Below are 15,162 nucleotides of genomic sequence, written 5' to 3' on the forward strand. Positions count from 1 at the left end.
CTATGGTAGGAAAGGCTATATTAATGTTAGTTGTATAAATGAGGTCTTAAGATATTATTTATATAATGTCTGCCGAATGGGAAATTTGGAAATAATTATAGTTCTAATATGTTGTCATTCATTTTCCTATTATTCTTGATTATGGCAATAAATTAGTCGAATCCCTCTTTAAATTTACATAAATGTTATAATAGATTTATCAATAGATCGGCTTCACGTGAGGGGGTTAGGTAGCACCAGTTGTCCTGCCGTTAGTCTCGTTAGGAGACTTCCCGGGAGGGAGGTGTTGCTTATGGATATTGAGAACGTTTTAACGCTAATGATCTCTTTTGGGATGCTAGTTGCGTATATCATGTCCAATAAAAATGATAAAAAATAACCCCTCATGTGCTTGACAGGCGCGCCGAGGGATTATTTTCCTAAAGTCTGCCTAGCCCCTTTTAATGGGGTTCAGTCTATTGTAACCGTAGACGTTGGAGCGTCTGCGGTTTTTATTATGATATGACTTTCTATTTATATTATACCCGATTACGGAATTTTTAACAAACCTAACTTACATAAGTCGTTTATAGATGACGCTCAATTTGTTCCCATGATCAACTTCCTAAGTAGTGAAACATAAATAAATACAAACCTACATGAAATCATAATATCAAATCATGCGGGTATTTCATTTTAAGAGAGTGCTGCCTAAATTTCTTGACCTACAATTACACCTTATCAGTCAAACGAATAAATTCTTCTGCATCCTCTGCCATTAATTGAATGCCAGCTACCCAGAAATCCTCGTTTGTGATATCTACACCAAGATGTTTCTCGGCAAGATCTTCTACTTTCATCGAGCCTGTATCACGTAGTAAGGCAATGTATTTTTCCTCAAAGTCTTCTGGATTCTTGAGATATTTTGCATAGATACCTAAACTGAATAGAAATCCGAATGTGTATGGGAAGTTGTAGAATGGTACATCATCAATAAAGAAGTGTAGCTTGCTGCTCCAGAAGTGTGGATGATAGCTAGCTAAGCTATCTCCATAAGCTTCCTTCTGTGCTTCAACCATTAATTCATTTAATCTTTTTTCAGAAACAATCCCTTTAGCACGTTCTTGATAGAAGGCATTTTCAAATAAGAATCGAGCATGAATGTTCATAAACATTGCGGTTGCATTTTCTAGTTTCGTGTTTAATAAGGAAATCTTCTCTTCCTCAGATTTTGCATTTGCCACAGTTGCATTGCCAATTATCGTCTCTGCAAACGTACTTGCCGTTTCAGCAACATTCATGGCATAGATACGATTTAATGACGGTAAGTCTTCCATAACATGGCTATGGAAAGCATGGCCTAATTCATGTGCTAATGTACTAGTGTCAGATGTTGAACCAGTAAATGTCATGAAAATTCGGGATTCACCAAACTCAGGAAGGCTAGTGCAATATCCACCCGGTCGTTTATTTGTTCTATCCTCAGCTTCAACCCAACGATTTTCTAGTGCATGTTTGGCGAAGTCTGCTAATTTCGGACCAAAGGAAGCAAAGTTTTCGATAACGAAATCACAAGCTTCATCATATGTAAAACGTGTAGGCTTCACATCACCTAATGCTACTGGAGCGTCGACATCCTGCCAGCCTAGTTTTTCCATACCTAATAGTTTTGCTTTCTGTTTGATGAAATCTATGAAAGGTTGCTTATTATTTGCTATAGCTGACCACATCGCATTTAGCGAATCCTCTGTCATACGATTATATTTTAATGGTTCTTCTAAGTGATTGTTATATTGATGTTTATTTTGTAGTGTAATGCGATAGCCATCCAAATGATTTAACGTCTCTGCAAAAATGGGACCATTCTTCGCCCATGCTGCTTCCCAATTTTCAAATAATTGTTTCCTTACTTCAGGATCTGGATCTGTATACATTCTATTCATCGCTTGTCCCACAGATAGTTCGGTAGTTTTTCCGTTACTATCAGTGAATGGAATCGTCATAATAGAAACGACTGTGTCATACAAACTACTCCATGCCACAAGCCCATCTTTGTTTAGCTCTGCGATTAGCTCTTCTTCTCCCTCAGATAGTAGACGTTTCCCTTCATCACGAATTTCATTTAAAGCAAAAGAAATCTCATTTAAGTCTTTATCTTCTAATAGCTTAGTCCAATTATCATTTGGAATTTCAACTAACCTTTTTGTAAAGGTGTTGGAAAGCTTTTGTTCCTCACTATAAAGCTCCATCACTTGCCCTTTTACAACATTCGCATGCTCATCATTCATATATGCATCATGCCACATTTGAACGAATGTGGAGGACTGAGCTAACCCTTTTTCAATTGCCTCACTTTTTTGTAGAATCGCTTTAAAAGCTTCAATTGGTTGTGTTTTATAATCCCACTTGTTTAATAAAGATTGGTATTCATTAATTTGTTGTTGTACATCTTTTAGCTTTGCTTGTAACTCCTTGGATTTAGTACCTCCAGGGAAAATCGTTTCTAAATCCCATGTATCAAGATATTTCATATACAATCACACTCCCTTTGCTACTATTGTATACATTCCATTCATAATTGAAAAACATAATCCTTCTAACAACATGATAGTCTTAATTTCTCGAAGTTCTGTACGAAAATATTCCGAATTATGAGATAATCGTGACAACAGTTTTTAAATTTTCTTTAAGAGGTGTAATATGTCCAAGGCTGATAATATGCTCGCAATTTTATGGTTGCTAAAAAAGAAAAAACGAATAACTGCTAAACAATTGGCCGATGAACTTGAGATCCATATTCGAAGTGTCTACCGTTATATCGATGCGTTGTGTGCCAGTGGTGTTCCAATTATAGCTGATTCTGGGCATAACGGTGGGTATCGTTTACTCCATGACTTGACTAAATCTCCACTTTTTTTTGACATGGAGGAACAAAAGGCACTGGTCCATGCGGCTAAATTTGCGGAAGAGGCAGGCTATCCCTTCGGTGACGCGTTGAATCGGGCGATTTCCAAGCTGAAAAGATACACAAATCCGGATCAATCAGAAGAAATTGTCCGTCACGAAAAGGGATTTGATGTGATTAATCCTATACCTGATTCTTCTTTGAATTCGTTTCTTCAAGAGTTAGAAATATCAGTGGCGGATGGCAAAACCCTCATTATGGTATATCAAAAAGGATACCAAGACTCTTTGCAGGAACGTCGAGTTGATCCATATGGATTGACGTATTGGAAGGGAAAATGGTATACCATCGCCTATTGCCATTTACGCTGTAACATTCGCAGCTTTCGAGTGGATCGCATTCAATTCCTTACCGTCACAGATGCTACATTCAAAAAGCCAGAGAGTTTTTCAACTCGTCAGTTTTTCCTTCAAAATCTATTACCTGATTGGGAAAAACAAGACCAACTATTGACGATTTGCATTCAAGGTGCTCCGCATGCCATTAATGATCTCTGTGATCATTGGTTATTTGGACACGCGATTGTGGAACGATCAAAAGATCGGGTTTATTTTAAACTTGATGAAAGGGTCATTTCGACTTACCTTCCTAATTTTTTACTTCTTTATGGAACAGCGGTGGAAGTGTTGGAACCGACTTTTTTAAAGGGAAAATTAGTTGAGGTTCTTTCAAAATTACTTCACCATTATAAAAAAACTGAACTTGACTGACCGTAGTTGTCAGTCAAGTTGTTTTATAGTAAGACAAGGTCGTCGGGGATGAATGTCGATCAAACAATCTTACTATTTGGAAGGTGATGAAATTGAAACTACTGCAAATTAGACTTTTGGTCAAAGATTTTAGAAAAAGCGTTTCCTTTTACAAAAACCAACTGGAATTACCAATTAACCTTTACGAGGAAGACATGGAGTATGCCCTCTTTGACACGGGAGAAACCAAAATTGAGCTTTTACCTCGAAATGTAATGGCTGAAGGAGTCGGGGAAAAAAATAAACCTGTGGATGCAGAAGCACAATCAACATTCCTGTTTCAGTTTAAAGTGGAAGATGTCGATAGATCTTACGAGTATTTACACGAAAAGAGCATCATGTTTGTGAACGCACCTCATGATCGTACAGAGTGGGGTGCTCGGGTTGCTCATTTTCGTGATCCGGATGGAAACTTGATAGAAATCTATACGATGTTAGGTAGAGACGAATGATAAGAGTGTTTTAGTTTCCGTTCTGTGTGGATGGAAGTATCCATCCAGCTACAGAAGATGTTCTCATCTTTAAAGTTTCATTAATATTAATTCATTGGTTAAAATTAAGCCGCCCATTTTAATATGAGAGGCTTCGAGAGGTTTACATAAATAGAAAACCTTGGATAATTATGTAGTTAATAGTAAAGGTAAAAGTAAGCCCTATCCGTAAATCAGTCGGATAGGGTGTTAATGAAATGAGCTATACAAACAAACTAGAAGTAAACTTTTAGTTGTACTAAATCCTGTATTTCTCCCGTTCTTGCACTACGTGTATACACCCAAACCGCTCCGACGTTCGTAGTAGGCTGCCTATCAAATGGCAGTGAGCTTTGAAACCAGCCATAAGCTGGAGCACCTTGACTTGCAGTAACAAATCGTTCTCTCGATACGACTACGCCATTACTGTCTTGAACCTGATGAAGAACGTTTCCTTCAAATGCCCGTGCCCATCCTGAAACCTGTTGTCCGCTTTGAATTATGGTTCCTGGTAGAGGAGTTGCTACAGCAATATTTTCCGAAGTTGGTAGTGGAATAATCAAAGAATACCCCGGCCAAATAGTATCAGCTGAAAAGCCTGGGCGGTCTAAATTGGCCCGTATAATACTTGACCTTGGAATGCCAAAACGTTGCTCAAGTTGGTAAATTGTATCCCCTTGCTCTACATTATAAATTAATGCTGGAACAAGCAGTTGTTGACCCGAAAAAATAACGTTTGGATCATCTATACCCGGATTAATTCCAGCAATCAAATCTAAACTTGTTGAAAACCGTATAGCGATATGGGAAAGCATATCCCCTGGTGTTACCACGTACAATGCAAGGCTATTGTTGGTTGTATAATTAGCAGGGACAACTAACAGCTGCCCTGGAAAGATCATATCGGGATTAGCTACAGGAGGATACAAATAATTAGCATTTGCAATTGCTTGTGGGGTACTGGAAAATCTTTGCGCTATTCCATAAAGTGTATCACCGGGCTGGACTGTATAAATGAAATACGTACCACTTGCAATACTCAAACTATCATCTCCTAACACCTACATAAGATACTTATATGATATGTGTCATACGGGCGGATGTGTATGGTATGTTAAGATCCAGAAACCAGTTCAAATAGTCAGAAAGTTTAAGGTCAAGCTCTTGCAGTTATAACATGTGATGCACTGTTATTCTCCTATCAATTAATATATAAAAACGTTAAAAAGTTCCACCTAAGCGATAGGTAGAACTTTTTCTTCTTACATTGTCTTTTTGATATCTTTTTTCACCAACCACCAGTTAGCGGGGTAACTAGTCAAGAAGCCTAGGATCATAGCAATTTGCATCATGAACCAATAAGTACCTGTTGAAGGTTTCGGCGGTTCTGTGAACAATACATAATGTACTAATGCCATAAAACCGAACATGCCAACTTCAAAAGCAATTAATGATAACGAATCAGCTTTAATGGCTTCTTTGAGAGCTCTGGTCTTGTCCTTTTTCTCTTGCATTGGATAAATCGCAAAATATTGAAAGGCAATTCCGAATAAGTAAGCCAGAATGAATTCAACTAAGTAATGGGCGAATAACACTGAACCGGCAATGGTGAGACCTGTCCATACGACAATCGGTACGCCAAAAGCATCACCGAGCACACAACCAGAAGAACAGTGACTTGTCGACATGAACACCCTTGCACCTTCTCCTCGGTTGTCATCAATGTCACGATCTTTTGATTTTAATATGCCCCCTTTGTAGTAAAACCATATTGCGAATGGACCGAAAAAAAGTCCGTTTACCGGCCATACTATATTCATAATATCCATCATCTGAGGGTGACGAACAATATCACTTAAAATCCAGATAGCGGAAAAAACTCCGGTTGTAATGGAAATCCAAGCAATCACTTCTAGCATCGAATCCCCTCCTTATTCATTTGATAACCTGGTTTGTATACGTTTAAACTTCGTAAACTCCTAAGGGTATAGAGTCAACGCAATAGACAGGAATACAACTACTCTTATCCAAGTAATCCGGCGAATGGTCGGCAATAACTTTGAATAAAATTGATTCTTTTGCATCAATAAAATTCACAAGAATCTTACTATTATTTAACATTCATCTGCTAGAATTTTCATTAAGAAATGATAGAGTTACGAAATTTATATGAGTGGGAAATTAGAGGAGGATACTTATGAAAAGGCTTGTTTTTGTTCTGTTATTATTGGTAGTAATGGTTAGTTCTTTTGTGACAGGTGGAGTAAACGTTGATGCAAAGAATAGCCCTAGAAAAGCAACCATTCTTTATTTTAATGATGCCCATGAAGTGAGTCCGGTTGTTAACGATTATGGGAACCGAGGTGGGGTGGCTAGGCTTAAAACTGCTATTGACCATGTTCAAAAAGAGAATAAACATACGCTTATAGCCTTTGGTGGTGACTTAGGAGGAGGAACGCTATTTGGTGGAGTTTACCAAGGATTTCCGATTGTTGAAGCTTTTAATCGAATGAATATTGATGTTGCAAACTTTGGACAGCATGATTTTGATTTCGGTACTCAAGTTACAAAAGAGTTAGTTCAGGAATCAGAGTTTCCATGGATTTCTTCTAATTTAAAAGGTGTAGAAGGAAACTCATTTGCCGATGTTCCAACCTATAAAATTTTTAATAAACGTGGAATTAAAATTGGAGTAATTGGACTGACTGATAATATGAATACGACAACAGTTGATGACCAGGTTGAACAGCAGGATATCATTCAGTCAGCCAAAAATGCAGTTGCGAAGATGACGGAAACAAAAAAAGTGGATGTTATTATTGCTTTAACACAGGAAAATTTAGAGAAAGATAAACAATTATTATCAGCTATTCCTGCAATTGATGCTGTGTTTACAGAAGAAAAAGCGGAAAATCAATCTTATATATATGAATACGATAGTCGTTATATTTTTGCCCCGGAAGGTAATATTGGCTCGGTAATCCGATTGGATGTTAATAAGAAAGGGAAGAATATTCAATTGAATCCAGAAATTATAGAGATTGATCACACCGTGCCTGAGGATTCAGAATTAAAGGCGTTTGCAGATTACTACGAGAACAAGTTGGAGGAAGATTTAGGACAATCAATAGCGCAATTAGAAACGCCACTAATCTCTGGGGATAACCATGAGTCTAGATATCAAGAGACGAATATTGGTAATTTTGTTGCAGATAGTTACCGCTCTTATTTTAATGCAGACATTGGGTTTATGAATGGTGGAGGTATTCGTGCAAGTGTACCTACAGGTGCATTCACATTACGTGATGCCTATTCAATTCTTCCATTTCGAAATAAAGTAATCCTGGCTAGTGTTACAGGAGCAACTATTCGCGCTGCTCTAGAAAACGGAGTATCCAACGTTGAAAATCTGGGAGGAGGCTTTTTACAAGTTTCAGGTATGAAATATTCCTATGATCGAAATAACCCAGAAGGATCAAGAGTAGCTAATATTTTGGTAAATAATGAACCGCTTGACTCACAAAAAAACTATACAGTAGCAATGCCCAACTATATTTTTAATGGTGGAGACGGGTTTACGATGTTTAATCAGAGTATGTTAGTTGTTGATGAAACAAATGCTCGAACAGATGTCGAAGTGTTGATTAAGTATGCTAAAAATTCAGAGGTAATTCATGAGACAATAGAAGGAAGGATCACGGTTTCTGATAGGTAATCTGATAGGATGATGGAACTTCCCAGGTTTGTTTGTATGGTTATGCGTGTCTTTTTTTAAAATAATCCCCCTTTCATTAGTAGATTCTAAAGGGGGATGTTATTCTATAGGGAATGGAAGACAAGATTCTACAATTTAGTCAATAACCGAGATGTAGGGGAAATAAATAAGTAGCCTCGTTTTCCTCTACTTCTACACTTGTATATACTTACTCCACACTTTCAAAACTCTTTCGGAAACATTAAAATCAATACTAATATAAAATAGTTGCTGAAATATAAAAGAATTTAACGATAAAAAAACCAATATACTAGCCTTATTATGACAAAATATTCACAAATCTATTGATACTATATTAACTATTACATATTTTCGAAGAACAAGGAGGACAAAAATGGGAAAATCAACAAAAGTTTTAACTGTTTTATCTATGACTTTTCTGGTAGGTGGTATCTTATTTCCTACTCTAGTAAATGCACAAGCAAAGGGGTATAACCCAGATCCAGCCGTGCAAGAGGTAGATTCAGATTTTCGGTCTGAAACGGTAGAAGAGGTTATAAGAGAAGGGAAGGCTGATTTTAGTGAGTATGATGTAAATGAAGGAGAATCGTCAGAAGGTGGACAAGCTAAAGTCTCTTCAACTGTTACACCAGATGATGTCGGTGTTACTAAACCGTGGGTTACGGTTAATAATGTAACAGGACAATATGTATTAACAGAATTCACCCTCAAAGGTGTAGGTGAGTATGGAGAGGTGTGGGTAGCAAACAATCTTGCGTATCCTGAAGGAGATCCAAGAAATGCTGCTGGATTATCTACCATCACCGATGAACAAGTGAACTATCTTTTAAAAGAATTTGATGAAAATATATATGAACAAGAGGTTGAATTTTTTGATGCCCCCGCAGAAAGAACGGGAGAACAATCCGTGTTTCCTGAATATCATCAAGACGAATCAGGACGTGTTGTAATTTTAATAGATAATATAAAAGATGAAAGTTATTATCAGCCGAATTATCCAAGTTATATCGCAGGATATTTTTCATCTACTATAAGTGATTTTACCGACCGAAATGTAATGACAATTGACAGTTTTGATTGGGCAAACCGTACAGGCCCTGATGCGGAAAGACCTCACATGTATGAGGGGACCTTCGCTCATGAGTTTCAACATTTACTTCACCGCGACAGTGATTCTGCTGAAGAAAACTTTATAAATGAAGGACTATCTGATTTTGCTCAGTATCTTGTTGGATATGGCCATTCAGAATCTCACGTCAATTTCTTGATGAATAATCTGAAAAACTCCTTAACACAATGGGGAGATCAGTCGGATCTTCAAATACTCGGTGACTATGGAATTGCTTATCTATTCCAGCTTTACTTATATGAACAATATGGACCAGAATTTCTTGCGAAAGAATTTAAAAACCAATTACAAGGAATCGATAGTATTAATGCAGTTCTAGAAGAAATGGGTAGTGATCGAGACTTTCAAGCAGTTTATCAAGATTTCATGATTGCATTAATGTTAGATGGAAAATATCAAGGAGATAGTAAAACATTTAATTTTAATTCAATAGATTTAAACCCTGACTTAGATGCAGCGGCAAAATTAGAAGCTGTTGCACCAGCTTGGGGAGCAGATGTGAAATTCATTACACCTGACAAGAAGATAGACCATCTATATTTTAAAGGTATTGATTTTCTTGGCACAAACTGGACAACAAAAAGTGACCCGGATAAAGGTGAAGTGCTTTGGGGGAATCAAGGGGATCAGGCAGACAATTTCTTAATTAAAGAACTTGATCTAACAGATAAAACAAATCCAATCCTATCTTTTGAAACAAAATATGAAATTGAAGAACACTGGGATTTTGGTGTTGTTCAAGTATCAACGGATAATGGTGAAACGTGGACTTCATTGGCAAATGAAAATACAAGTAGTGACATTGTAGAAGATGGATATCCAACTATCAAAGAGAACCTACCAGGCTTTACTGGAAGTTCGAATGGATGGACAACAGAGAGTTTTGATCTTTCTCAATATGCCGGTCAAAAGGTACATCTGGCATTCCGTTACATGACAGACTGGGGTTATAATGATGCTGGTTGGTACTTATCGAACCTTAAAATAAATGACGAGCTAATTGATCCAATGGAAACTACGGATAGTTTCAAGAGTTTGGAACAAGTAACAAAGGATTATGTTAATTATCAAGTTCAGTTTATCGGATTTAAGAAAGGAAATGCAAAAGGAAAAGATAACCATGTCAAAGTCATTACCTTCCCAGATCTATTAAATATGAGTGAAAGTGATAGGATAGAACTTGGTGATATGTTACGAAGCTCTCAATATTCTAAAGTGTTAATGATGGTTACTTATGCACCTGAACCAGGTAAAAGCGGGAATGCGGAGTATGATTATGAAGTTGTTATGAAGGATAGGAAAAACAAATAACTGAATAATATACTACGCTAAGATTATATGAAAATCGTATAAATTAGGCTGCCTCAGTTTGGGGCAGCTTCTATGTTTTGGATCGAAGTCATATCTCAAAGGTAAAATATAGGGCATTCCCGACTTTTACTCAAACGGTAATATACCAATATTAGAGGATATGACAGTATATCTAACTCTCTCTGAGGATTTCTACAAAATCCACGACATAAATAACTATAACTTAAAAAATATAAATATATCATCACAAACAAACATTAATCTAATTTGGAAATGCTTAAATATATAGATACAATGGACAATGTCGTTTTTAAAACAAATAAATCTTTGTAGGAGGCATATTCTTTATGCATGAACAAAAGAAGAACACATTTTTTAATAAGTTTATCATGATTGCATTGGTTGGTATCATTGCAGTTGCACTAGCAGGATGTGGAACAGGCGAAGATAATAGTAACGCTTCGGGTGAAACACAAGAAGAAATCACAGTTGCAGCGGTGCAAGATTATCCACCATTTGAATATAAAGTAGATGAAGAATTAACTGGTTTCGATGTTGAACTAGTCGAAGCGATAGCTGAAAAAGCTAATTTAACGGTTAACTGGAAAATCATGAAATTTGATGGTATTATCCCGGCACTTCAGGCTAATCAAGTAGATGCAGCCGTATCAGCTATTGGAATAAGAGAGGATCGTTTAGAAGTAGTAAATTTCTCAGATCCATACTTTGAATCAGGTCTATCATTAGTTACTTTAAAAGATAGTGCTATTGAAGGTGAAGCAGACTTAGAAGGAAAAACAATTGTTGCAAAACAAGGAACATCTAGCTTAAAATTAGCCAACAAACTTGCTAAAAAATATAATGCGGAAGTTACTAAACTCCAAGATGATGCAACCATGTATATGGAGTTAGAGAACGGTAATGCCGATGCTGTCATCAATGACTATCCTAGTGTTGCCTATAAAATCAAACAAGATGGTGAAGATTCCCAGCTTCGATTAGTTGGTGATAAGTATCCAAGTGAAGACTATGGAATTGCCATTTCTAAAGGTAGTGAAGGACTAGTAGAAAAAATCAATAATGGTCTTCAAGAGTTAAAAGATAGCGGTGAGTTTGACGAAATTTATAATAAATATTTCTCAGAAAAATAATTAGCATAAAAATCTGATCAAATAAAAGGTGTGGCACAGTTTGTCACACCTTTTCTAAAAGAAAGAGGGATGCCAAGTATGATGGAAACGATAAATATAATTCTTGAAGCATTACCCACTCTGTTAAAAGGAATGGGGATGACAATAGAAGTAACTGTCCTATCACTTATTCTCGCCATGTTTATTGGACTGATACTCGGTGTATTTAGTATAACCAAGAGTAAAATATTAAGGACGATTTCAACCGCTTTTGTTGATATCATTAGAGGAACACCATTACTCGTCCAAATATTATTTATATATTTCGGTTTACCAACTGTAATGGATATTAGCCTAACAGCGTTTTCAGCAGGTGTGATTGCGATTACGGTTAATGCTGCAGCCTATTTAGTAGAAATTTTCCGTGCAGGAATAAATTCTATCGATAAAGGACAAATGGAAGCTGGAAGAACAATTGGTTTTTCTTATAGCCAAACCATGCGTTTAATTATTTTACCTCAAGCAATACGTCGCATGATCCCCGCATTCGTCAACCAATTTATTGTAAGCATTAAAGATACTTCACTTCTTTCTGCAATAGGGTTAGCTGAGCTTACTTTATCTGGCCAATCCATTTATGCAGCTAATTTCCATGCTTTCGAAATATTATTTGCTGTTGGGGTTCTGTACTTTGTCATTATTTATTCATTAACCATATTTTCACGATGGTTGGAAAGGAGATTGGATGTAGCATGAAAATGATCGAAGTAAATAATCTTAAAAAATCATTTGGTAAATTAGAGGTTCTTAAAGATATTAATATGGATGTGAGCTCACAAGAAGTAGTTTGTGTTATTGGCCCTTCAGGTTCAGGGAAAAGTACACTTCTACGTTGTATGAATCTATTAGAAGAACCAACTGGTGGAGATATTTTTATTGAAGGGGATAATCTCACTGCTCCCAAAACGAATATTAATGAATTGCGTCAAAGACTGGGAATGGTATTCCAACAATTTAATCTATTCCCACACATGACAGTAATGGAAAACATTACGCTAGGACCTAAACGATTAAAAGGTAAATCACAATCAGAAGCAGAAGAATTAGGGACAAAGCTACTTGATAAAGTTGGATTAACCGATAAAGCAGATGTCTATCCGGATAACTTATCTGGCGGACAGAAACAACGGGTAGCCATTGCTCGTGCTTTAGCTATGGAACCACATATTATGTTGTTTGACGAGCCTACCTCGGCACTAGATCCAGAAATGGTCGGTGAAGTTCTGCAGGTTATGAAAGATTTGGCTGAAGAAGGAATGACGATGACAATCGTGACGCATGAAATGGGATTCGCCAAAGAAGTTGCAGATCGTGTTATCTTTATGGATGAAGGTTTTATCGTAGAACAAGGTACACCGGATGAACTATTTAACAATCCGCAAAACGAAAGAACCCAAGCATTTTTATCGAAAGTATTGTAGCAAATAATGCTGTAGAAGAATTTCAATAGAAAAGTATTGTTCCATACGCTTATTCTTTATCTCGATGTTTAACATCCGAATCAATAGTACTTTTGTAAAAATCGATCCTGGGATAAAAGTATTTTAGTCATAATAATAGCCGAACTTAACACGATTTTTTATTTCATATTCGTGTTAAGTTCGGCTTTTCTCTTATGCTGTAAACATATACTGCAAGCAACGTGGGCTTCCAAGTAAGCGCGGACATTTGTTCCGCTATTTGTGACAAAAGTGCCGTTTTTAGGGTGGTCGCGGACATCTATTCCGCTATTCATCGAAAATAGTGCTAATGTAGACTGAAATGAACCAAATAAGGGATTCAATGTCCGCTAACATGGAAAAACAAGTGATTTTCATTCAAATAACGCACTAAATGTCCACTCAATAAATGTTAGCACCTAGATAAATTTTCACTAGTTTGCAGTTTGTTTCAAGTACGTATTATTAAAAATTTGTATTCTGAATTGTTCGTTTTTTTTCTTGCACACTTTTGTTATGTCCCAGCCACATTTCGATTGCTGCTTGTATTGAATAAATAGAAAGTAATATTTCATGCAGCGTTTTGTAAGTCTGCTTCAATCCTATCTGATTTATTGTGGTTCGCTTTCCTGAAGAACCAAACAGTAAAGATCATGGTTAGGATAATGCCTCCGATGTGTGACATTTGAAGTGGCAGATTAAAACCGATCGGTGCATTTAGTATATAGACAAACACCATATCGGTAATGAACAGTGCCGGAACAAGCGATATCCAATAGTTTTTACCTTTCAACAACAGGTACATAGTAGCTATCCATAGGGCAAGTGCAGCGGTTGATTGGTTTGCCCAGGAGAAATACCGCCATAAAATGTTAAAGTCAATTTGCGTTAAAATGATAGAAATCGCAAATAACGGAACTGCAATAACTAAACGATTCATTACTTTCTTTTGATTTAATTTCATATAATCCGCAATAACGGATCTTGCAGCACGGAAGGCGGTGTCACCTGACGTGATTGGGAGTACAATAACACCCAACACCGCAATAGTGCCGCCGATGGCACCAAGAAGAGTTGTTGATGCTTCATTGACAACAGCAGAGGCTGTACCTGCATTAATTAGTTCATTTAATTCTTGCCCGTGGAACAGACTCATGGATGCTGCTGCCCAAATCATTGCTATAACACCTTCTGCAACCATCATCCCATAAAAAATATAGCGACCTTGTGATTCTTTTTGCACTGTACGAGAAATAAGTGGAGACTGTGTTGCATGAAACCCTGACAGTGCACCACAGGTAATCGTGAGAAATAGCATCGGGAATATAGCTAGGTTTTCCGGATGCATGTTTTCAAATGACAGTTCCGGAATAGCTGTACCATTTCCAGAAGTGAACATCGAAATGCCAACCCCAACCGTCCCGATTAACAAGATAGCTCCAAGAAACGGATAGATGCTGCCAATAATCTTATCAATTGGTAATAGCGTTGATAATGCAAAATAAAGAAAGATAACCCCTAAAATAGCCCATAATGCTACATGACCATCTAGTAAAATATGGAGCAGTGACCCAGATGTTGTAGCAAATACTGTTCCGACTAGAAGGAGGAGCAGTAATGCAAAGGCATTCACCAGGTGCCGTGGAATTCTCCCTAAGAACCTCCCGGCAAGTTCAGGTATATGCGCCCCTTTGTTACGAATCGATATCATGCCAGTTAAATAGTCATGAACGGCCCCAGCAAAAATGGAACCGAATACAATCCAAATAAACGCTATTGGACCAAATAGAGCCCCCATAATCGGACCATATATTGGACCCGTTCCAGCAATATTAAGTAATTGAATCATGGCATTCTTTTGTTTTTTCATTGCAACAAAATCAACACCATCCTGATTGGCAATAGCAGGTGTTTTACGTGAATGGTCTACTCCGAAGGTTTTTTCAACAAATTTACCGTACGTAAAATATGCAACCACTAATAACCCAACACAAATGAAAAAGGTCACCATGTTTTTATCCCCCTTGGACAAATTTGTTCGCGAAAAGTGTAAACGCTAACAAAATGGATTATAAATTACTCGGTGGAAAAGTACAATAAAAATTAACAAAATGAGAGGTTTATACCAGGTAAATATTAGGAAATTCGAATTAATTAGAAGTAAAGCATGTATTCAGTTCATAAGAAAACCCCA

Annotated in this window: 11 protein-coding genes; 7 read left to right on the plus strand and 4 right to left on the minus strand. The window is 37.0% G+C overall.

Going from position 1 to position 15,162, the window contains the following annotated elements:
• Positions 1-710: 710 nt before the first annotated feature.
• Positions 711-2,510, minus strand: a complete 1,800-nt coding sequence (locus ACTWP4_RS04170) for a M3 family oligoendopeptidase (protein WP_443127505.1) — start codon at positions 2,508-2,510, stop codon at positions 711-713.
• A 169-nt stretch (positions 2,511-2,679) separates the two neighbouring features.
• On the opposite strand from ACTWP4_RS04170, the gene ACTWP4_RS04175 reads away from it, so the two are divergent.
• Positions 2,680-3,654 carry a helix-turn-helix transcriptional regulator gene (locus tag ACTWP4_RS04175; protein WP_443127506.1) on the plus strand — a complete coding sequence of 325 codons (975 nt, stop codon included), beginning with the start codon at positions 2,680-2,682 and terminating at the stop codon, positions 3,652-3,654.
• 92 nt (positions 3,655-3,746) lie between these two features.
• The gene (locus tag ACTWP4_RS04180; protein ID WP_443127507.1) at positions 3,747-4,145 is read left to right on the plus strand and encodes a VOC family protein; all 399 of its coding nucleotides are present in this window, start codon (positions 3,747-3,749) and stop codon (positions 4,143-4,145) included.
• 254 nt (positions 4,146-4,399) lie between these two features.
• Here the strand turns inward: ACTWP4_RS04180 and ACTWP4_RS04185 are convergent, their stop codons facing one another.
• Complete coding sequence (locus ACTWP4_RS04185; RefSeq protein WP_443127508.1) at positions 4,400-5,206, minus strand: LysM peptidoglycan-binding domain-containing protein; 807 nt, start codon at positions 5,204-5,206, stop codon at positions 4,400-4,402.
• A 219-nt stretch (positions 5,207-5,425) separates the two neighbouring features.
• Positions 5,426-6,082 (minus strand): DUF4396 domain-containing protein, encoded by a 657-nt coding sequence (locus tag ACTWP4_RS04190; protein ID WP_443127509.1) that lies wholly within the window; start codon positions 6,080-6,082, stop codon positions 5,426-5,428.
• A gap of 278 nt (positions 6,083-6,360) precedes the next feature.
• Between ACTWP4_RS04190 and ACTWP4_RS04195 the strand changes: the two genes are divergently transcribed.
• From ACTWP4_RS04195 to ACTWP4_RS04215, 5 genes are all read left to right on the plus strand, one after another.
• Positions 6,361-7,878, plus strand: a complete 1,518-nt coding sequence (locus ACTWP4_RS04195) for a bifunctional metallophosphatase/5'-nucleotidase (RefSeq protein WP_443127510.1) — start codon at positions 6,361-6,363, stop codon at positions 7,876-7,878.
• Positions 7,879-8,272: 394 nt separating this feature from the next.
• The gene (locus tag ACTWP4_RS04200; RefSeq protein ID WP_443127511.1) at positions 8,273-10,339 is read left to right on the plus strand and encodes a choice-of-anchor J domain-containing protein; all 2,067 of its coding nucleotides are present in this window, start codon (positions 8,273-8,275) and stop codon (positions 10,337-10,339) included.
• A 347-nt stretch (positions 10,340-10,686) separates the two neighbouring features.
• A complete protein-coding gene (locus tag ACTWP4_RS04205) occupies positions 10,687-11,490 on the plus strand; it encodes a transporter substrate-binding domain-containing protein (RefSeq protein WP_443127512.1) in 804 nt (267 codons plus the stop codon).
• Between the two features lie 78 nt (positions 11,491-11,568).
• On the plus strand, positions 11,569-12,225 hold the full coding sequence (locus ACTWP4_RS04210; protein WP_443127513.1) for an amino acid ABC transporter permease: 657 nt from the start codon (positions 11,569-11,571) through the stop codon (positions 12,223-12,225).
• A 2-nt stretch (positions 12,226-12,227) separates the two neighbouring features.
• Positions 12,228-12,950, plus strand: coding sequence for an amino acid ABC transporter ATP-binding protein (locus ACTWP4_RS04215; protein WP_443127925.1), 723 nt, complete (start codon positions 12,228-12,230; stop codon positions 12,948-12,950).
• Between the two features lie 589 nt (positions 12,951-13,539).
• Here ACTWP4_RS04215 and ACTWP4_RS04220 read toward each other — a convergent pair.
• Positions 13,540-14,979: a carbon starvation CstA family protein gene (locus tag ACTWP4_RS04220; RefSeq protein ID WP_443127514.1), complete on the minus strand. Its 1,440-nt coding sequence runs from the start codon at positions 14,977-14,979 to the stop codon at positions 13,540-13,542.
• Positions 14,980-15,162: the final 183 nt, after the last annotated feature.

It is taken from the genome of Gracilibacillus sp. D59 (genome assembly GCF_052246695.1).
GTDB lineage: Bacteria > Bacillota > Bacilli > Bacillales > Amphibacillaceae > Gracilibacillus.